Source organism: Flavobacterium johnsoniae, from assembly GCF_030388325.1.
Classification (GTDB): Bacteria; Bacteroidota; Bacteroidia; order Flavobacteriales; family Flavobacteriaceae; genus Flavobacterium; species Flavobacterium johnsoniae_C.
In genome coordinates this window covers 4,191,932-4,212,631 of sequence record NZ_CP103794.1, presented here as the reverse complement: position 1 = coordinate 4,212,631, position 20,700 = coordinate 4,191,932, and the positions used below count along the sequence as shown (strand labels likewise).

General features: G+C 33.4%; 21 protein-coding genes. 10 read left to right on the top strand and 11 right to left on the bottom strand.

The genetic code is table 11. The features are described from left to right. Window positions 1–38 precede the first annotated feature (38 nt). The 3 genes from NYQ10_RS18030 to NYQ10_RS18020 are packed head-to-tail and all read right to left on the bottom strand — an operon-like array spanning window position 39 to window position 1,264. On the bottom strand, window positions 39–311 hold the full coding sequence (locus NYQ10_RS18030) for a PrgI family protein (protein WP_276173163.1): 273 nt from the start codon (window positions 309–311) through the stop codon (window positions 39–41). A gap of 33 nt (window positions 312–344) precedes the next feature. Then, window positions 345–743 carry a hypothetical protein gene (locus NYQ10_RS18025; protein ID WP_276173164.1) on the bottom strand — a complete coding sequence of 133 codons (399 nt, stop codon included), beginning with the start codon at window positions 741–743 and terminating at the stop codon, window positions 345–347. Between the two features lie 32 nt (window positions 744–775). Then, window positions 776–1,264 carry a hypothetical protein gene (locus NYQ10_RS18020; protein ID WP_289877612.1) on the bottom strand — a complete coding sequence of 163 codons (489 nt, stop codon included), beginning with the start codon at window positions 1,262–1,264 and terminating at the stop codon, window positions 776–778. Window positions 1,265–1,465: 201 nt separating this feature from the next. Between NYQ10_RS18020 and NYQ10_RS18015 the strand changes: the two genes are divergently transcribed. Continuing rightward, window positions 1,466–1,975 (top strand): CinA family protein, encoded by a 510-nt coding sequence (locus tag NYQ10_RS18015; RefSeq protein ID WP_289877611.1) that lies wholly within the window; start codon window positions 1,466–1,468, stop codon window positions 1,973–1,975. A 227-nt stretch (window positions 1,976–2,202) separates the two neighbouring features. Continuing rightward, complete coding sequence (gene tnpA, locus NYQ10_RS18010; protein ID WP_289877610.1) at window positions 2,203–2,664, top strand: IS200/IS605 family transposase; 462 nt, start codon at window positions 2,203–2,205, stop codon at window positions 2,662–2,664. 284 nt (window positions 2,665–2,948) lie between these two features. Here the strand turns inward: tnpA and NYQ10_RS18005 are convergent, their stop codons facing one another. Continuing rightward, on the bottom strand, window positions 2,949–3,866 hold the full coding sequence (locus tag NYQ10_RS18005; RefSeq protein WP_289881047.1) for a DsbA family protein: 918 nt from the start codon (window positions 3,864–3,866) through the stop codon (window positions 2,949–2,951). A gap of 380 nt (window positions 3,867–4,246) precedes the next feature. Here NYQ10_RS18005 and NYQ10_RS18000 point away from each other — a divergent pair, with 380 nt between their 5' ends. The 4 genes from NYQ10_RS18000 (at window position 4,247) to NYQ10_RS17985 (ending at window position 6,858) form a co-directional block, all read left to right on the top strand. Next, window positions 4,247–4,867, top strand: coding sequence for a DUF1963 domain-containing protein (locus tag NYQ10_RS18000; protein WP_289877609.1), 621 nt, complete (start codon window positions 4,247–4,249; stop codon window positions 4,865–4,867). A gap of 11 nt (window positions 4,868–4,878) precedes the next feature. After that, the gene (locus tag NYQ10_RS17995) at window positions 4,879–5,631 is read left to right on the top strand and encodes a DKNYY domain-containing protein (RefSeq protein WP_289877608.1); all 753 of its coding nucleotides are present in this window, start codon (window positions 4,879–4,881) and stop codon (window positions 5,629–5,631) included. A 132-nt stretch (window positions 5,632–5,763) separates the two neighbouring features. Continuing rightward, window positions 5,764–6,240, top strand: a complete 477-nt coding sequence (locus NYQ10_RS17990; RefSeq protein WP_289877607.1) for a TlpA family protein disulfide reductase — start codon at window positions 5,764–5,766, stop codon at window positions 6,238–6,240. Window positions 6,241–6,243: 3 nt separating this feature from the next. Continuing rightward, on the top strand, window positions 6,244–6,858 hold the full coding sequence (locus NYQ10_RS17985) for a thioredoxin family protein (RefSeq protein WP_289877606.1): 615 nt from the start codon (window positions 6,244–6,246) through the stop codon (window positions 6,856–6,858). A 154-nt stretch (window positions 6,859–7,012) separates the two neighbouring features. Here the strand turns inward: NYQ10_RS17985 and NYQ10_RS17980 are convergent, their stop codons facing one another. The 4 genes from NYQ10_RS17980 to NYQ10_RS17965 form a co-directional block, all read right to left on the bottom strand. Further along, on the bottom strand, window positions 7,013–8,239 hold the full coding sequence (locus NYQ10_RS17980; RefSeq protein ID WP_289877605.1) for a PQQ-dependent sugar dehydrogenase: 1,227 nt from the start codon (window positions 8,237–8,239) through the stop codon (window positions 7,013–7,015). Between the two features lie 350 nt (window positions 8,240–8,589). Further along, window positions 8,590–8,883 carry a DUF3861 domain-containing protein gene (locus tag NYQ10_RS17975; protein ID WP_276173173.1) on the bottom strand — a complete coding sequence of 98 codons (294 nt, stop codon included), beginning with the start codon at window positions 8,881–8,883 and terminating at the stop codon, window positions 8,590–8,592. Between the two features lie 19 nt (window positions 8,884–8,902). Beyond that, window positions 8,903–9,634 carry a LytR/AlgR family response regulator transcription factor gene (locus tag NYQ10_RS17970; protein WP_289877604.1) on the bottom strand — a complete coding sequence of 244 codons (732 nt, stop codon included), beginning with the start codon at window positions 9,632–9,634 and terminating at the stop codon, window positions 8,903–8,905. Continuing rightward, window positions 9,631–10,677, bottom strand: a complete 1,047-nt coding sequence (locus NYQ10_RS17965; protein WP_289877603.1) for a sensor histidine kinase — start codon at window positions 10,675–10,677, stop codon at window positions 9,631–9,633. The genes NYQ10_RS17970 and NYQ10_RS17965 overlap by 4 nt, the downstream gene beginning before the upstream one ends. A 266-nt stretch (window positions 10,678–10,943) precedes the next feature. Between NYQ10_RS17965 and NYQ10_RS17960 the strand changes: the two genes are divergently transcribed. From NYQ10_RS17960 to NYQ10_RS17945, 4 genes are all read left to right on the top strand, one after another. After that, on the top strand, window positions 10,944–12,098 hold the full coding sequence (locus tag NYQ10_RS17960; protein ID WP_289877602.1) for an efflux RND transporter periplasmic adaptor subunit: 1,155 nt from the start codon (window positions 10,944–10,946) through the stop codon (window positions 12,096–12,098). Between the two features lie 6 nt (window positions 12,099–12,104). Continuing rightward, entirely contained in the window at window positions 12,105–15,275 is a 3,171-nt protein-coding gene (locus tag NYQ10_RS17955) for an efflux RND transporter permease subunit (RefSeq protein ID WP_289877601.1), read from the top strand. Between the two features lie 18 nt (window positions 15,276–15,293). Then, a complete protein-coding gene (locus NYQ10_RS17950) occupies window positions 15,294–16,700 on the top strand; it encodes an efflux transporter outer membrane subunit (protein WP_289877600.1) in 1,407 nt (468 codons plus the stop codon). Window positions 16,701–16,879: 179 nt separating this feature from the next. Then, window positions 16,880–17,353: a hypothetical protein gene (locus NYQ10_RS17945; protein WP_289877599.1), complete on the top strand. Its 474-nt coding sequence runs from the start codon at window positions 16,880–16,882 to the stop codon at window positions 17,351–17,353. Window positions 17,354–17,634: 281 nt separating this feature from the next. On the opposite strand, the gene fucP is transcribed toward NYQ10_RS17945, so the two are convergent. The 3 genes from fucP to NYQ10_RS17930 all read right to left on the bottom strand — a co-directional run bounded on the left by fucP (window position 17,635) and on the right by NYQ10_RS17930 (window position 20,668). Further along, a complete protein-coding gene (gene fucP / locus NYQ10_RS17940) occupies window positions 17,635–18,942 on the bottom strand; it encodes an L-fucose:H+ symporter permease (protein ID WP_289877598.1) in 1,308 nt (435 codons plus the stop codon). A gap of 114 nt (window positions 18,943–19,056) precedes the next feature. Further along, entirely contained in the window at window positions 19,057–19,497 is a 441-nt protein-coding gene (locus NYQ10_RS17935) for a MaoC/PaaZ C-terminal domain-containing protein (protein WP_276173181.1), read from the bottom strand. A 97-nt stretch (window positions 19,498–19,594) separates the two neighbouring features. After that, the gene (locus NYQ10_RS17930) at window positions 19,595–20,668 is read right to left on the bottom strand and encodes a Gfo/Idh/MocA family protein (protein WP_289877597.1); all 1,074 of its coding nucleotides are present in this window, start codon (window positions 20,666–20,668) and stop codon (window positions 19,595–19,597) included. Between the last annotated feature and the right edge of the window lie 32 nt (window positions 20,669–20,700).

Below are 20,700 nucleotides of genomic sequence, written 5' to 3'. Positions count from 1 at the left end.
ATAACAATGCTCTTTTTTTATATCTGACTAATTATATTCTAATGATTGTATTCGATTCCGCTGCTTGCGTTTGCATCATTTTTTTCTTTTGTTACTTCAGCGTATTTTTTATAGGCAGCAGAAGCTAAAATTGGTAATGCAATACTTCCTACAACAGCACTAGCTTTAGTGTGTCCTGTTTTTTTCAATACAGCCGATGCTATAAGAGCACCAACTCCTGCACATACCATTTGTTTAACAGAAAGATTAAGTGGTTTGTTTTGAGGTGTTATTCCGTGTAATAATGGATCTATAAAATTTAAATTCTCCATGATAGTTTAATTTATTTAGTTATACTTCTATTTTTAATTTTTCCTGATTTCATTATCAGTTTCGCTCTCAATTTTTTCGATTTCTACTTTTTCTTTCTTAATTGCCTGACGCAATAATGCAAAAAGACTCATGTAAACATTTGCCATAAAAACCAGAGAAAACCCTGCCAAAATATAGCCTCTCCAATCATTTAACAAAAGTTTATAATCACAAAGTATCAGAAATGCGATTGTGACATAATGGCTAAAGCAGTATTCGCAAGTAAAGAGATAAAAGAACTTTCTTGACAGTATAAATCGGTCATTTTTAGAATGCCTGACACACCATTCATGAGGTTCTCTAAAAATCTCTTCATGTGTTACAGTCCAACTTACACATGCAATCGGAATTGCAAGAACAAAAAGCCAAAAAATTTGAGTGCCTAAATCCATAAAATCACATTTTACAATTTACGAATTTTAGGTTATTCTCTCGGATGATTTTCAGGAAAATGTTCTGCGTCAAAATCATCTAATTCTTCGTCATCATCCAGATCGCTATGTTTTTCTTCGTCATTTTCAGAATCTAAATCAGGATCGTAATCGTCATTTAAATCACTTTCGGTATCGTCATTTGTAATGGCATCATCTTCATTGATAATTCTTTCTTCATTTGGAATATTTTCAGAACTAATGTTGATGTTTTTCTCAAAATCAACTTGAGGATGCTTTGGATCTTCAATAAATTCTTCTTGATATTGATACGGATCTTCATCTCGTGCATAATTGTCATTATCAACAGGCGTATTTTGTTCGTAATAATCGGGATCGCTTTCGCCAAATTCTCGATTTTCATGCTTTTTTAAATCTTGTTTGTATTGATCTTCATTAGAAAGAGTTCCGTCAACAAGCGTATTTTGATCGATATAATCAGGATCGTACTGACCATATTCGTGGTTGTGTTCTTTTTCCATAATGCTAAATTTTTAGATTATTGATTTGTAATGACAGTAAAGATTTCGCAGTAAAAACTTTACCTGTATTTACAAAATTAACAATCGAAGCCAACGAAGTCCTTACAAGAATTTTAAATATAGTTGTATAATTAACAGTTACTTATAATATAACAACAGAAAGCAATTGTATAAAATTTCTCACTTTAAAAGATTCTAAATTTGATTATACAAAATGTCGAATTAAATGTAATCAATATGGCTTCTGATAAAGTAACCGCTTGCTGCCAAGCCTTAATAGAGAAAAACTTAACAATATCTTTTGCAGAAAGTGCTTCTGCCGGAAAAATGTGCTATGAATTTTCGACTGTTATCAATTCAGGTAGAATTTTGATAGGAGGAATAGTCTGTTATCATACTTCAATGAAAGAAGATTTATTATTGATTCCGTGGGGAACTATCGAAAAATACAGCGCCGAATCTGCTGAGGTTACAAAGTTGATGGCACAGCATTTTTATCGTTATGCAAATTCAGATTTTTGTGTAGCTTTAACAGGACTAACAACGCCGGGAGGAAGTGAAAGCAGCTCTAAACCAGTTGGAACAATTTTTATTCATATTGTATTTAAAGAAAAACAAATCGCCAAACGTTATGAATTTAAAGGAAATCCAGAAAGCATAATAAATCAAGCGATTGATGCGGTGGCTGATTTGATTTTGAAAGAGATTTAGATTTTAAATATATAATTTTATATAACCACAAAATTCAGTTTTTGTGGTTTTTTTGTTTCATAAACTTTGACTTAAAATGATATTTTGATGACTTCTTAAGGATATAATAAATAATTGATTTTTTTGAGATTTGTTGAATGATTAATAAATGTTCCAGCGGAACATCTCGTCGGTAGAATGCAAAAAAATCAACAATTTTATCGTTCCATAGGAACGTTTGATCAATAATGGCAAATACATACACACAAATACACATACAATTTGTTTTCGCAGTAAAATACAGAAAAGGATTAATCGCAAAAGAATGGAAAGAGAGATTGCATCAATTTATTACAGGAATAATTCAATCCAATAATCATAAAATGCTTTGCATAAATAGCATGCCAGATCATATTCATATTTTTATTGGTATGCGTCCTACACAATCTATTTCAGCGCTAATTCAAAATTTAAAAACAGAAACAAATAAATGGATTAAAGATCAAAAATTATCCTCTAATTTTGCTTGGCAAGAAGGTTATGGAGCTTTTTCTTATTCAAGAAGTCATGTTCCAAATGTTATTAGATATATCGAAAATCAAGAGCAGCATCATAAAAAAGAAACATTTTTAGAGGAATATCAAAAATTATTGAAAGCATTTGAAATAGAATTTGATTATCAATACATTTTTAAAGAACCAATTACGTAATATCAAACGTCCCTACGGGACGAAATATAGGATCACATTATTTTTTCTACCGACGAGATATTCCGCTGGAACATTTTTTTAAATCATCTGATATTGTCCCATCGGGACATTTGGTCGGTAGAAATTAAATAGTTATTCAGTTTTAGGTTTCGTAGGAATGTTTGATTAATGTAGAATGTTTTTAATTATGTAATTCAAACGTCCCTACGGGACGAAATTAAGATATGTATTATTTTTTTTACCGACCAAATGTTCCGCTGGAACATGATTTAAAATTATTTCATTTATTTTCTACTATAAACCGATCCATTCTTTATTGTCTTTTTATCCAATAAATCTTGTTGATATAATTTCTCTAAAATAATTTGAGCATCAGAATACGTTTTATCTAAAATTATCGAATATTCTTTTGGAGCCAAAGTTGGAAAAATATCAAAAAGAGCCAACGGATTTTCATTTTTAATGTTCTTCTTTTTTGCATCGGGAAATAACGCTAACAAAGCATTTTCATAAGATGCATAAGGTTTAGAACCATAAACAGTCAATTGGTTTTGATTTCCATCAGAAAAAAACAAAGTAGGGAAGCCTCTAACACCAAGTGATTTTCCAAGTTTTAAATCTTCTTGAAAAAGTGTTTTTGCATCGCCTTCATAATCTATTTTTAATTTTTGAACATCTAATTCAGCAATTTTTGCAGCTTCGGCGATGTTTTCCCATTTAGCGATATTTTTCTTTTCCAGATATAGTTTCTCACGAAGTATTCTCATAAACTTTACAGCTTTTTCTTTGTCTTGCATTTGTGCCGCTTTCATAGCAATACAAGACGGATAAGAAGAATCTAGAGGATCTTCTAGCCAAACATTTCCATCGATTGGCATTTCATAATGTAAACTCGCTTCATCCCAATGATGCGCAACGTCTGAAGGTTTGCTGATTCCGCCGCTGTTATAACTCCAGTCAGGAAGTAGGCCGCCCATTTTGTAATCAATTTCAAAAGCATCGCCATATTCTAATTTTAGTTTTCTAAGTTGAGGTTCAATTCCCCAACAAGAAGAGCAAATCGGATCTGTATAATAAACAATTTTTATTGGTTTATTTTCTGTTGAAATATTTGTGGTTTCATTTGATTTTTCGCCGATTGGCATTTCACACATTCCGCTTGCAGGATCACATAATAACGGATTTATTTTTTCTTCACTCATTTTTGAATTCGTTTGCGATTGACAGCTTGCACTGCAAATCAGGATTAGTAAAAGCGATAGTATTTTCATACGCTTGTTTTTTATTTCTCGCAAAGTTCAGTTGAATTTAAACGAAAGTCAATTAGTCAAAAAAACATGACTATTCAATTTTAACAAATTGTCATTTTTCTCTAAAAACTTCATTTTGAGCAATAAAGTAATTGCAATCTTACAAGTAATTGTTTATTTTCACATTTAATAATTTAAAAGCCAAAATCAATATTATAATTTTTGAATAAAATGAAAAACGAAATTTTTGATATCATTGAATTACGACCTGCAACGAAACACTATTATGGAGATAGTTTAAAAATGCCGAAATACTTTTAGAAGATGGTTTGTTGGTAAAAGCAGGAACTTTAGAAATTCCACTTGGTCATTCTCGTTATGGCGGACCAATTGCAGATCTTCCTAAGAATTTTGAATATCCAAAAGATTTGCGATTTGCCGCTCAATTAGATTTAAAACAAATTGCTCCGCATGACAAATCTGGACTTTTACCAAAAACAGGACATTTATTTTTCTTTGCAGATATAATGGAAGATAAAGGTTTAGTGGTTTACAGCGATGTTGATAATAGTGAATTAGAAAGAGTTGTGAAAGATCACGAAGATAATTTCTTTGAAGGTGTTTTAATAAAATCAGCATTTTCTTCGACTGAGAAATTATCTAGCCGTTATCGTCAGCCAGAAGATGAATACGAAGAAGAAGATGCAAACGAAGACGGTGTTTTATGGGATTATTTTGAAGGAAGCGAAACGTCAAAAATCTTCGGAATCTTTACACATTGTCAAGCACAGGAACAAGAAATATTAGATATGGTAAATTCAGATAAGATAGTGCTTTTGCAAATAGGAGAAAACGGATTTAATGATGAAGGCGTTTTTAGTGTTTTAATTGATAAAAATGATTTAAAGGATTTGAATTTTGATAACTGTGAATTTTACTGGGGACAATCATAAAAAAAGAAAAAATGATTAAAGATTTAGGACAAGGTTATAAAATCATAGACAATAAATTTATTCTTCGTTATGATAATGAAGTTTTTAAAAAGTTTTATAAGATTATAGATTTCGAAACATTCAAAATCACGGCAACAAATGCTGAATTCGATAATGACGGCTTTGCTTCGACAGTTTATTTTGAAGATAAAAAACATATTTATTTAGAAAGTGCCTTTACCAGTTTCTGTATTTTAGAAAATGCTAAACCTGATGATTTTAAAATAGTAGATATTCAGAAAGGATATACTTTTTCAAACGGAAACTATTATCGTCACAATGATAAAATGCCTTTTGATTTAAGCAAAGCAAAACACCTCAATGATTATCATATTCAAGTTGAAGATCAATTGTATTTTGGTGATGTAATTTTAATTGAAAACGTAGATTTAGAATCATTTAAGATTCCGTATCCAGATTTGATTCAAAACCTAGCGATTGATAAGAATCATGTTTTTTTTAAAGGAAAGATAATTCCAAAAGCAAATGCTCAGACTTTTAAAATTCTAGAAGGCTGTTTAGACGGAACTTATTATTTGGAATGTGACAATGCATTTTATGCGAAAGATGATAAATATGCCTATTTCATTAGAACAATAAATAATGAAGTAAAAGTTATAAAAAGTAAAAGCCTAAATGATTTTCACTTTAAAGTTATTGATGAAAGAGGTTATGCTTTTGACAATGAGTATAGTTACTATATAGGAAAAAGAACAAAACTATAAATAAATCTTAGCAACTTAGAATCTTAGCCTTTTTAGAACCTTAAAAAAAATCATTAAACTTTCATTAACAAAAAGTAAGATTCCATTATTTTATATTTGTAAGGCTTAATTAAATCTAAAGCATTATATCTCATGAAAATCAAGTACTTCTTTTATATATTTCTGTTTAGTTTCATTTCAGTTTCTGCTTACAGTCAGAACGTAAAGCTTTTGAATATTGATCAATTAAATGAAAGAATCAAAAACGGAAAAGATAGTACCTATGTTGTCAATTTTTGGGCAACTTGGTGTGCGCCTTGCATAAAAGAATTACCACATTTTGAGAAATTAAGCGCCGAACATAAATCAGAGAAATTGGCTGTTTTATTAGTGAGTTTAGATTTTAAGTCGAAATTAGAATCGAATGTAATTCCGTTTGTAAAGAAAAAGAATTTGAAGAATGAAGTTTTTCTTTTAAACGAAAGCGATCCACAGCAATTTATTGACAGAATTGATCCGTCTTGGTCAGGAAGTATTCCAGCAACACTTTTCATTAAAGCCGATAAACGAAAATTTGTTGAAAGTGAATTTACCTACGAACAATTATTAACTGAATATAAAAAACTATAAAACATGAAGAAAATAATCTTATTATTAGCATTGGCATTTTCAGCTTTTCTTGCACAAGCACAAAATGCAGTAACGCTTAAAGCAGGTGACAAAGCACCAGATTTCAAACTGAAAAATGTTGACAACAAAGAAGTTTCATTCGGAACTTTTAAAGACGCAAAAGGATATATTGTAGTTTTTACTTGTAATACTTGTCCATACGCAATAGGTTACGAGCAAAGAATTATCGATTTAGATAAAAAATTTAGACCACAAGGATATCCAGTAATTGCTATTAATCCAAACGATCCAGAAGCTTCTACAGCAGATACTTTTGCAAAAATGCAGGATTTAGCAAAAGATAAAAAATATCCTTTCCCATATTTATTTGATCCAGGACAAAAAATTACTGATGAATATGGTGCAAAACGTACACCACATATTTTCATCGTTTCTAAAACTTCAAAAGGAAATGTTGTTGAATATGTTGGAGCAATCGACAATGATCCAGAAGGAAATAAACCGGAAAAAGTAAAATATGCAGAAGATGTAATTGCGTCTTTAAAAAGTGGTCAAAAACCAGCAGTAACTCAAACCAAAGAAATTGGATGTACAGTTAAAAGAAAAGCGAAAGCTTAAAAAAATATGTTTTTTTGTTTCAAGTTTCAAGTTTCAGGTTTCAAGTTACTCACTTAACGTCTAACCTGAAACTTGAAACAAAACAATCCATAAAATACTAAACGCCCCATTTTACTGGGGCGTTTTTGGCTAATATAATGAACAAGATTACTTTCTATTTTTTATCAATTTTGTAAAGTCTTCCTTGATCGGTAACGGCGTATAATGCTTCATCTTTTCCTTGTGTAATATCTCTAAATCTTTGTCCTTCGCTAGCTAATAGTCTTTCTTCTCCAGACACTTTATTGTCTTTAAATGCTAAACGAACAATATGCTGACCGCTTAATGCGCCTATAAATAAATTGTTTTGCCATTCTGGAACACGTTTTCCTGCGTAAAAAGTCATACCGCTTGGAGAAACAACAGGATCCCAATAATATAAGGGTTGTTCCAATCCTTCTTTTTGCGTGATTCCGTCTCCAATTTTAGTTCCGCTGTATTCAATTCCGTATGTAATTGTTGGCCAACCGTAATTGGCTCCTGCAGTAATTCTATTAATTTCGTCACCACCTCTCGGACCATGTTCGCTTTGCCATAATTCGCCGCTTGTTGGATGAAGTGCCAATCCTTGCGGATTTCTATGCCCAATAGAATAAAGTTCTGGTAAAGCACCAGTTCCAGTAATAATTGGATTTCCAGGCGCAGCTTGACCGCTAGTTGTAATTCGGACAACTTTACCCAAACTGCTATTTACAGCTTGCGCCAACGGACGTGTTTGCAATACAGATCTTTCACCAATACTAACAAATAAATTTCCAGTTTTATCAAATAATACACGACCTCCGTAGTGCAGTGTACTTGCGTTTGGTGTATTAGAACGATAAATTACAGTAACATTTTCAACAGCAGTTTCGTTATCAGAGATTCTTCCTTTCGCTACAGCGGTAATATTTCCGCCGGCTACAGCTTCAGAAAAAGCCCAGTAAATCAATCTGTTTGTTGCATATGATGGATCAAGGCAAATACCTAATAAACCTCCTTGATCTGCAGGATTAACAGCTGGAACACCAGTTAAGGCATTTCCAATAACTCCTGCTTGTGTTACAATTTTTATTTTACCTGCTTTTTCGGTAACTAAAAGGCGTCCGTCTGGAAGATAAGCAACTCCCCAAGGAGCGCTTAAACCGTTGGTGATAACTTTAGATTCAATTTCTGTAGTAGTTTGAATGCTTCCAGCACGTGTCTGTCCTGCAAATGCAGGTTGATATGTAGTATTTGCAGCGCCTGTTTCTACAGGAGGTCCAGTTGGTCCTGTGTTGGCGCTGTCATCATTGTCATTGTTGGAACAGCTGCCTAAGACGAGCAGACCAGCAAGAAGAAATATACTTTTTTGAATTATCATAATGCTTTCATTTTTAATGGTTAAAAAATAATTTTTGCATTATCGAACAAATCGAAAGTGAAGATTGTATTTAGAGATTCATTAAAATGAAATGGTCAGCTTCAAAAAAAATCTCTCTATTTTCAATTAAGATTGCCTAAATGTTATTCCATTTTTCTATGAAAAATAATTCAATTTCAAAAAAGAAATTAAACTTCTTTTGGAAAGCATTTAGTGGGACATGCTCAATTTTAACGGAAAATTGTTACAAAATATTGCCAGTAAAATTGAGATAATTTCTTTTTTAAAGTAAATTTAATATTGAAAGCGCAAGTGTAAATAACGTTAAACGCTTGTTTTTAAAGGAGTTTTTATAAACTTTTTAGCTTTTTCATAAAAACAGGAAAAACTTCATTTAATTCCTCAAAAAGTGGGTTTTTACGATTTTTTAATTTGATTTCGCTGAATAATTTAAGTCCCAAAGCAAATTGAATGGCTTCAGATTCATTCGCAAAAATGTTTTTGTCTTTGATTCGATCTATAATTCCAAAAATTTCGTCGTGATTGTCAAATTCGATTCCTAATTCTTTTGCAGGTTCAGTTTCTCCGTTTGCATATTCTTTTAGACTTAAAGTCAGATAATATTTGTTTGATCTTTTTTCCATGATATTTGTAATTCTAATTTTATTTTAGCCATTTATCGACTACGATTTTAAAGGCTTCTTTGTATTGTTCGCCAACTGTAATTTCGATTTTATCGATAAAAATGGAGTTTTTACTAATGGCGCTGATTTTGTCTAATGAAACGATAAAAGAGCGATGAACGCGCATAAATTTTGAAGACGGAAGTTTTTCTTCTAAAGCTTTTAATGAAATCAATGACAATAAAGCTTTTTGAGAATCTTCTAAATGTACTTTTACATAATCTTTTAAACTTTCGATATAGCAAATGTCTTTTAGTGAAATTCTAACCCATTGATATTCTACTTTTAGAAAGATAAATTCGTCGTCTAAAGTAACGGTTTGAAATTGATTGTTAGATTCTTCATGCAATTGTAAAACTTTGCTAGAAGCTCGTAGAAATTCTTCGTAGCTAAAAGGCTTTAAAAGATAATCAACGGCATTCACTTTATATCCTTCAATCGCATAATGATTGTATGCTGTCGTAAAGATGATTTTAGGCAAAGGTGCAGCTTGATCTTGGATTAATCTTGCTAATTCCATTCCCGTTAAATTAGGCATGTTAATATCTAAGAAAACAACATCAGGTTTTGTTTCGCGAATAATTCCCATAGCTTCAACAGCGTTGTCGCAAGTGGTAATTAATTCTAAAAAAGGAGTTTGTTCTATAAAGGTTTCAACCAATTTTAAAGCCAATGGTTCATCATCTACTGCTATGCATTTTAGTACTGTCATTGCTCTAAATTTATTTTTAATTTAATTTTATATGTTCCGTGATCGGTAACGCCAAATGAGATAAAATGCTGATTCGGATAAATTAGCTGCAATCTTCGTTTGGTGTTTGTTAAACCAATTCCGCCTACATCAGAAACTGCTGTTTTTTCGAAGAAAGTATTTTCAACTTCAAATTCCAGATTGCTTCCATTTTGTGTAAGCTTTATATAAATTTCACTTTTATCTGTGGCATGAACGCCATGTTTAAAAGCATTTTCTACTAAAGGTAATAATAACATCGGAACAATTGGGTAATCGTGTATTTTTTCGGGAATGTCTGTTGTAATGGTCAATTTGCTGTTGGCACGAAGTTTCATCAAAGCGATAAAATCTCTCATAAATTCGGCTTCTTTAAGCAAGGTCGTTTTTTCTTCGGTACTATAAAGCAAGTAACGCATCATTCGGCTCAACGTATGCAATGCATTTCGAGAATCTTCAATATCGGTGTAAGTAAGTGAATAAATACTATTTAAAGAATTAAAGAAAAAATGTGGATTAATCTGTGCTTTTAACATTGCCAATTCGGCTACAGTTTTATCTTGTTCCAATTTCTGTTTGTGCTGCGCTGCTTTTTGCCAATATTGCAACATTGCCCAACTTGTGCTTATTCCTAAAACTAATAATGTTAGTGTAAAAACGTAATTGTCAAAATAAGGATTTTTATATTTTGTAAAACCAATTGCTTTACTAATTTGATAATGAAGATCTGTTTGAGATGTGTAAAAATAAGCAATTAACTGCATGGTAAAAATTGCTAGAAATGCCCAAAATAAAAATAGTGAAGTATTGTCTTTTATGATGGTTCTAGGAACTATGATTTTTGCTGTTGAATAAAAAAGAACAATCAATAGAAATAGTATAATACTCTGCCAAAGCCAAAATGCTGACGGAAGTACTACATTCCATGTCAATGGAATATAAAACAACATAAGATACCCTAGTAAAAACCATCCAAGTATATGTAATCCTGTGAATAAGTAGGGTCTAAAAAAGTTTGGTGACATTGTAATTTGTGATTTTAAAGGCAATATTACATTTTATTTGAATAGGATTTTTAAGCAATCGTCCAATCCTGTTTTAGAGCCTCTAAAAAGTGTTTTAGAGCCGATGGGATAAAAATTAAACACTTGTTTAATATTTATAGAAAAACCATCGGTTCTTAACTAATCTTTGTCGATTCTGATTCGCTCTTCGTCTATTTGAAAATTTTCGTTTGTTATAATTTATTTCTTTTGTTGTCATATAATAGATAAATCACACATTTTTCACAATGAAGAAGCAATCATTTTTAAGTATTCTCGCAGCATCACTTGTTATCGCATCTTGCGGTAAAAATGATAAATCGGCTCAGGCTGGTGGAGCACCACAAATAAAAGAGTATAAGACTGTGACATTACAACAGGAATCGGCGACATTAAATAGCGACTTTCCGGCAAGTATTCAGGGACAACAAAATATAGAAATCCGACCAAGAGTTGAAGGTTACATCGATAAAATTTTTGTAGATGAAGGAGCAGTTGTAAAAGCAGGACAACCTTTATTTAAAATCAGCGCTCCAGAATATGAGCAGCAAGTTCGTACTGCAACAGCAAGTATTAAAAGTGCTCAGGCAGATGTTAGTTCAGCAAAATTGGCTGTAAACAAAGTAAAACCTTTGGTTGAAAAAGGAATCATAAGTAAATACGATTTAGAATCAGCACAATATACTTATGAGTCAGCAATGGCTTCTTTGGCGCAAGCAAACGCAGCTTTAGTAAATGCTAAAGTTAATTTAGGATATACAACTGTAACAAGTCCAGTAAATGGAGTTGTGGGTTCGATTCCGTTTCGTTTAGGAAGTTTAGTTAGTTCAAATACTACTGAACCTTTAACGACAGTTTCAAGTATTGGTAACGTGTACGCTTATTTTGCCATGAATGAAAAAACGTTATTGAATTTTACTAAAGATTCTGGAGCTTCATTAAACCAAACAATAAAAAGTATGCCAGCAGTTTCTTTAGTACTTTCTGACGGTTCTGCTTACGATGAAAAAGGGCATATTGAAACCGTAAACGGATTAATCAATACAGAAACTGGAACGGTAAATGTGAGAGCGCGTTTCCCAAATTCAAAAGGAATTATCAGAAGCGGAAGCAGTACTACAGTTAGAATTCCGAAAGAAGTAAAAGACGGAATCATTATTCCTCAAAGCGCAACATTCGAACTTCAAGATAAGATGTTTGCGGTAGTTTTAGGAAAAGATAACAAGACAAGAAACGCTAACATTACTGTGCTTGAAAATACAGCAGGAAACTATTATGTAGTAACAAGCGGTTTACAGGCAGGGGATGAGATTGTTTTAGAAGGAGTGGCTTCTCTAAAAGAAGGAACTGAAATTAAAGCTCAAAAGCAAAGTGCAGAAACAGTATACGCCGATTTAAAATAAAAAATAATGTTTAAAAAATTTATACAAAGACCCGTACTCTCGACGGTAATATCTGTTATTATCGTCATCTTAGGTGTTTTAGGCCTAATTGAGTTACCGATTTCGCAATATCCAGATATTGCACCGCCAACTGTAAACGTGGCGGCAAGTTATACTGGTGCGAATGCAGACGTAGTATTGAAAAGTATCGTAATTCCGTTAGAAGAGCAGATCAATGGTGTAGAAAACATGACTTACATGACTTCTACAGCGACAAACGACGGAAATGCTTCGATCAAAATTTTCTTTAAAGTTGGAACAAATCCTGATTTGGCAGCGGTAAACGTTCAGAACAGGGTTTCTAGAGCAACGAGTTTACTTCCTGTTGAGGTAACTCAAGCGGGTGTAACGGTTACGAAAAGTCAGAGTAGTAACTTGTTGATTTTCTCTTTATATAGTGATGATAAAGCTTACGATCAGACGTTTCTTCAAAATTATGCGAAGATTAATCTTGTACCTCAAATTCAGCGTGTAGTTGGAGTAGGTGATGTTACCGTTTTTGGTGCAAAAGATTACTCTATGAGAATCTGGTTGAAACCAGATATAATGCAACAATACAAACTGATTCCGAGCGATATTTCGGCAGCTTTAGCAGAACAAAATATCGAAGCAGCGCCAGGTAAATTTGGTGAGAATGGAAATCAAGCTTTTCAATATGTAATTAAATACAAAGGACGTTTAACAAGTGCTCAGGAATTTGAAAATATTGTTATAAAATCGGTTGGAAACGGACAAATGTTGCGTCTTAAAGATGTTGCAAAAGTAGAGTTAGGATCTTTAAGTTATTCTTCAACAATTAAAACAAACGGCGTAGAATCGGCTGCAATGGCAATTAGCCAGACTCCAGGATCGAATGCACGTGATGTAATTATTAATTCTAAAAAATTAATTGAAGAAGCAGCGAAGAGTTTTCCAAAAGGAATGAAATACACCATTATGGTGGATGTTAACGAAAATCTAGATGCTTCTATTGAGAAAGTTATTCATACTTTGATTGAAGCTTTTATATTGGTTTTCATCGTAGTATTTATTTTCCTTCAAGATTTTAGATCAACTTTAATTCCAGCGATTGCGGTTCCAGTTGCGATTGTAGGAACGTTCTTCTTCCTGAATTTATTCGGATTTACGATCAACTTATTGACGCTTTTTGCTATGGTTCTTGCCATTGGTATTGTCGTCGATGATGCGATTGTCGTCGTCGAGGCCGTCCACGCAAAATTGGATGACGGATATAAATCGGCTAAAAAAGCGACGATTCACGCGATGGACGAAATTTCGGGAGCGATTATTTCGATTACATTGGTAATGGCGGCGGTATTTATTCCTGTAACATTTATTACAGGATCTACTGGGGTTTTCTACAAACAGTTTGGTATTACATTGGCTGTTGCGATAATTCTATCGGCAGTAAATGCCTTGACTTTAAGTCCAGCTTTATGTGCACTTTTATTGAAACCGCATGCTGATGATCATAAACATAAAAGTTATTTACAGCGTTTTTATACTTCATTCAACGTAGCTTTCGATAATGTAACACAAAGATATAAGCGTTCAGTAAGTTTCCTTTCTGTGAAAAAATGGATTGCTTTAGCGTCTATCATCATTGCTGGTTTGGCATTAGTTTATATGATGAAAACAACACCTTCAGCTTTCGTTCCTTCGGAAGATCAAGGAACTGTTTTCGCGAATATCAGTTTGCCGCCTTCAGCTTCTATGGAGCGTTCTGATATCATTGCAAAAAGAGTAGACAGTATTGCTAAGACTATTCCAGGAGTTAAAAATACACTTCGAATCGTTGGGCAGAACTTTACCGCTGGAGCGGGTAGTGCCTACAGTATGGTTATTGTAAAATTGAAACCGTGGGATGAACGTGATCTTAGTGTTGATGATGTAATCGGACAGCTTTTTGCTAAAACAAGCGGTATTCGTGAGGCAAGTATCTTCTTTATTTCGCCACCAACAATTCAAGGTTTTGGGCAAAGTGGTGGATTCGAATTTCAATTGCAAGATAAAGGTGGACATACAACTGCTGAATTCTTTAAAGTAAATAACGAATTCTTAGCGAAATTGGCTGAACGTCCAGAAATTCAATACGCGACAACCCCATTTAATCCTGGATTTCCTCAGTATATGATGGACATCAATTTAGCGAAAGCGAAAGATGCTGGGGTTTCTGTAAACACGATTCTTTCTACAATGCAAGGATATTATGGTGGATTGTATGCTTCGAATTTCAATAAATTCGGAAAACAATATCGTGTAATGGTTCAAGCTGCTCCAGAATTTAGAGCTAACACAGAAGGATTGAATAAAATTTTCGTTAGAAATAGTGCAGGAAATATGGCGCCAATTACAGAGTTTGTAAAAATGACAAGAGTTTTTGGACCAGAATCTATTTCGAGATTTAACTTATTTACGTCAATTTCGATTACAGGAGCACCAAAACCAGGTTATAGTTCTGGAGATGCTATTAAAGCAATTCAAGAAGTGGCGGCAGAAAATCTTCCTGCAGGTTATGGTTACGAATTTTCTGGATTAACGCGTGAGGAATTAGCTTCTGGAAGTGAAACGATATTCATCTTCGTATTATGTTTGGTTTTCGTTTACTTCTTGTTAAGTGCACAATACGAAAGTTATATTTTACCATTTGCAGTATTATTATCAATTCCGTTTGGATTGGCAGGAGCTTATTTGTTCTCAATTATTTTCAAATTGAATAGTAACATTTACTTGCAGATTTCCTTAATCATGCTTATCGGACTTCTTGCCAAGAACGGTATTTTGATTGTCGAATTTGCTTTGGACAGAAGACGAAAAGGATTGCCAGTTGTACAAGCTGCAATTGAAGGTGCCGTAGCACGTTTACGTCCAATTTTAATGACTTCTTTCGCCTTTATTTTAGGATTAGTTCCGTTGATGTTTGCTTCAGGAGCGGGAGCTGTTGGTAACAAATCGATTGGTACAGGAGCTGTAGGAGGTATGTTAATCGGAACAATCTTGGGAGTTTTCGTGATTCCGGTTCTGTTTATTATTTTTCAAAACTTACAAGAAAAAATCAGCGGACCTGCTAAAGACGGTTATGATGACGAGGACGACGATGAAGAGGAAATTCATTTAATAGAAGCTCACAAAGAGTAAAATTTAATTAAGAAAGAAATGACGAATAGTTCAAATAAATATATTTTACTGGTAATAACAGCCGCACTTATTAGTGCGTGCTCTGTTACCAAAAAATACGAACGTCCCACAACTTTAAAAACAGATCAATTGTATCGTGATCAATCTTCGACAGATTCAACTACAATTGCGGATATGCCTTGGCAGAGTGTTTTTAAAGATGAAAAACTGAATGCATTAATTCAAAAAGGTTTAGATCAGAATCTTAATTTGAAAAATGCGATTGAAAACATTGTACAAGCAAGAGCTTCATTACGTCAAAGTAAATTAGCTTATTACCCAACATTACAATTGGATGCAAGTGCAACTCATAACAAACAATCACAGGCGGGACTTAACTTTCCACCAGGAATCAACATCAATACGTTGACAACAACCTATAAATTGGGTGCTAGTACGTCTTGGGAAATTGATGTTTGGGGAAAATTAAGCAGTTCTAAAAGAGCCGCATTGGCAACTTATTTAGCAACTGATGCTGCAAAACAAGCAGTTCAAACACAATTGATTGCCGATATTGCCAACAATTATTTTATGCTTTTGGCTTATGATAAATCGCTAAAAATCACTGAGGAAACATTAGCTAGCCGTATTAAAAATGTAGAAACAATTAAAGCTTTAAAAGAAGGAGCAATTGTAACTGGTGCAGCTGTTGTTCAGAGTGAAGCCAATCAGCATGCAGCAGAAGTTTTGATTCCAGATTTAAAACAGAATATCCGTGAGACAGAAAACGCTTTAAATATTTTGTTAGGACAAGCTCCAGGGCCAATTGATCGAGGTGAATTAGGAACACAAATTATTCCTGAAAAAATCGCTCTTGGTATGCCAGCTCAATTATTAAACAATCGTCCTGATGTCCGTCAAGCGGAATTTAATTTCAGGGTGGCTTTCGAATCTACAAATTTGGCTAAGACCTATTTTTATCCAAGTTTGACACTTACAGCAAGTACTGGATTCTCAAATTTAGAGCTAAAAGATTTCTTTAGTCATTCTATTTTTTACTCTATTATTGGCGGACTTACACAACCAATATTTAACCAAGGATTGAATAAAATGAGACTTACAACGGCGCAATCACAACAATTACAAGCCTATAATAATTTTCAACAAACTCTTTTAGTGGCAGGTCAGGAAGTTTCGAATGCTTTATATTCGTATCAAATGGCAGTTGAGAAAGAAGATTCTAGAACCAAACAGATTGCAGCTTTAGAAAAAGCAGTAGACTTTACTCAGCAACTTTTAGAATATAGTTCTGCAACCAATTACACTGATGTATTAACATCAGAACAAAACCTTTTGGCAGCGCAATTAAGCGGAATTAACGACAATCTGCAAAAATTGCAAGCTGTTATAAATTTGTACCGTGCGTTGGGTGGTGGTTGGAAATAATTGTTATTTATAATAAAAAGAAACGCCTCAGTTATGAGGCGTTTTTTTATATATGCATATCGGCTGAAAAGTACTATTCGTCGATTAGTTTTGTGTTTCCGTATAATGAATGCGATAAGTTTAAATATTGGCATTAATTTCGATTCATATCTACTAAAATAAATTTAAAACTAAAGATCATGAAAAAATTAGTATTCGCCTCAGTACTCTTTATGAGTGTATTTTTCGCCCAAGCGCAAGTATCAATCAATGTAGATATTGGAACGCCGCCAAATTGGGGACCACAAGGCTACGATGACAGCAGATACTATTTTCTGCCAGATATCGATGTGTATTATGATATAAATCAAAGCGTATTTATCTACGATAATGGAGGAAGATGGATTCGTGAAAAAAGACTTCCTTCAAGATATAGAAATTATGATTTGTATTCTGGTTACAAAGTTGTATTGACAGATTATAGAGGAGATTCTCCATATAATTATCATACAAAACACGTAAAAGCTTATCCGAAAGGTTATCATGGAAAACCTCAAAAAAACAGAGGAGAAAAACCTAAAGGAAACAACGGAAACCACTACGGAAATGATAAAGGAAACAAAGGAAAAAATAACTCCAAAAATCACGATCACGGAAACGGCAAACACCGTTAATTCTAAACATAAGTAAAAAAAAACGCCTCCAATTAGGAGGCGTTTTTGATTTTATAAAAAATAATACCATTATTTTATCATTATGTGTTTCAACATAGCGCGTGGTTTCAACCACGGGAAACGTATTATGATGATATTATGTCACTCCGCTGGAGCTTTTCTTTGTGCTAGGAAATTTTATTTGCTATAAATATTTTGCTTCTCCGAAGCACTTGGTTTTAAATACAAAAAAAAGCTTTCTCTTGTGAAGAAAGCCTTTTCTATTTATATAATTTAATTTCTTATTCTGAAACCGTTTTCACCTTATGACCAACAACTCCAAAAGAAAGAATAATTAAAAAGCAAACTAACGGAATAATATACCCAGACTGAATATCATCATGATTCATATCAATTAAAGTTCCCATTCCATACGGAATGATAGCGCCTCCAACAATTGACATTACTAACCAAGAAGAACCTGTTTCTGTATTCGATTTTAAACCTTTAATTCCTAAAGAAAAAATTGTTGGAAACATAATTGACATAAAGAACCCGATTCCGCCAAGAGCGTAAAGTACTCCCATTCCTGATCCATATATTGCTACTAGAGAAAGAAGTGCAGATATTACGCAGTAAATAGAAAGTAAAACGTAATCTTTTACATACTTCAAAAAGAAAGTTCCAATAAAGCGCCCCGCCATAAATAAAAACCCATAACCCCCTAAATAAAACGCCGCAGTTTTTTCATCTAAACCAGCTCCTTGTTGTGCAATTCTAATAAAGAAACTAGTAACGCAGACTTGAGCACCAACATAAAAGAATTGAGCAACAACAGCCCACGTTAAATGTCTAAATTTTAAAACAGAGAAAAAACCAGGTTTAACTTCAACTTCCGTATGCTTTGGTTTCATAGAAGGAAGATGCATGAAATAAAAAGCTATAGCTACTAAAACCAAAACAGTTCCCAAAACGATATAAGGCATTTTTACTGCTTGTGCTTCACCTAATAAATAAGCTGCTTTCTCAGTTTCTGGCATTGCTGCCATTTGTTCTTTTGTATGATTTGTTCCTGAGAGAATAAATAATGAACCCACAAACGGAGCAACAACTGCTGCTAAAGCATTAAAAGAAGCCGCTAAATTTATCCTTTTTGATGAAGCCTCTGCTGGACCTAAAATAGTAGCATAAGGATTTGCACTGGTTTCAAGAATTGTTAAACCGCATCCAATTACAAATAGAGCAAATAAAAATAATTCATATGTTCTTGAATCTGCTGCTGGAACAAATAAAAAGGCTCCTGCGGCAAAAACTAATAATCCAACGATAATACTAGTTTTATAACCAAATCTTTTAATAAGCATTCCCGCAGGAATTGCCATGATAAAATAAGCAAAGAAAACAGAAGTATCAATCAATGTAGATTGACTATTATTTAATTCACAGGCTTTCTTCAAGTGTGGAATCAAAACTGAGTCCAGATTGTGCGCCATTCCCCAAAGAAAAAATAAGCTGGTAATTAAAATAAATGGAACTTTATAATTAGCAGTACCTTTTCCAGTTTCTAAAGTTGCGTCGTGTTGATCGCCAGCTTGGTTTGTAATTTGCATTTTTTAGATAGTTTTTTTGTTGTTTTTTAGGTTCAAAGGTTCAAAGCGACAAAGGTTCAAAGTGAAGAAACCTCTGTTCCTTTGCACCTCTGAACCTTTGTCCCTAGAAGAAAATTATTTTTTCTTTACTAAAAGTAAATGATCACATACCAAAACGACTTCGCCACGTTGGTTAATGATTTCTACATGTTCTGTTACGGTTCCCATTTCTGGATTTTTAGCTTCTCCTTTTTCAGAAATAGTGATTTCAGAATGAATAGTGTCGCCGATATGAACAGGTTTTACAAAACGCATTTTGTCATAACCTCTAGAAAAAGCTTCGGGATTTATTTCTGAAGCCGTTAATCCGATTCCGATGGCAAAAACCATAGTTCCGTGTGCAATTCTTTGTCCGAATGGTTGCGTTTTGCACCATTCTTCGTCCATGTGGTGCGGGAAGAAATCTCCAGTGTGTCCGGCATGAACTACGAAGTCAGTTTCTGTGATTGTTCTGCCTAATGTTACTCGTTTGTCGTCGATTTGGTAATCTTCGAAAAAAGTCGATTTAAAATACATATTATAGTTATTTTTTGTCGGCCTTACTTTAAAAATACGTTTGTTTTGAAGAAGGCTTAAATTTGTTTTTTTTTGGTTTTGAAATATAGTGTTTTAATTACACTTCTTCAAAAGAAATTCCGCCATTTTTACTGCTCGCGTAGCAGGCTTCTACAACTTTCATCGTGCCTAAGACATCTTGAACGCTAGCAGACAATTTATCGTCAGAACCCTCTTTGTAACGCATGAGATTAGACATTGCGCCAATAAAAGCTTCAGGAAACCAAGAACCTTCTAATTTCACTTCTGTCCATTCGTATTCATTTTCATTACTTTTTTTTGGCAAAGCGTATTCAAAAACATCTGGCAAACCGTCAGGATAATTCATTAACAATCCCATTTTTGCTTTAACGGCGCCTTTTGTTCCTTCCCATTTAATATAACTTTCTTCATGTTTTGGACCAAAGTGATGATCATGATTCGTATTGATTACAACATGTTTATCTTCTCCATAATCCAGAATAATCGTAGATCGACTTGAAGATAATTTTTTAAGCGGATGTTTGGCTGTTTTAGCATAAACACTTTTCGGATTACCCAGAAAAGATCTAATGCAGTCAATATAATGCACGCTGTGGAAAAGAATTTCCAATCTTGGATGCTCTTTTATTAAAGGAAATAATTCCCAAGGAGTATTTACGGTAACTTTAAATTCTAAATCATATAATTCGCCAATAATTCCCTGATCGATTAAATATCTGGCAGCACTTACAAAAGAGGCAAAACGCAACTGGAAATTGATAGCAGCAACTAAATTTTTTCTTTCGCAAACTTCGACAATTTCGCGAGCCTGTGATAAATCATTTCCCATTGGTTTCTGAATCAAAACTGCAGATCCATCAGGCAATTGCTCTAAAATTTCGATATATTGATCAGGTAAAACGGTAATATCGTAAACAGTGTTTGAAGGCGCATTTTTAACTGCATCGGCAACACTTTCAAAAACATAATCGATTTTGAATTGTTTCTGTAAATCGTATGCTTTCGAAATCGTTCTATTAGTAATACCAAAAACTTTAAAACCAGCCATTTCATAAGCAGGAAGATGCGCATCTTTTACAATACCGCTTGCTCCAATAATCACAATTGGTTGTTCTGTTTGTGGAAGTAAAGGTTTATAGGGAATATTCATTTGTTCTATATTTTGAAATTAAGCCTGTCAAT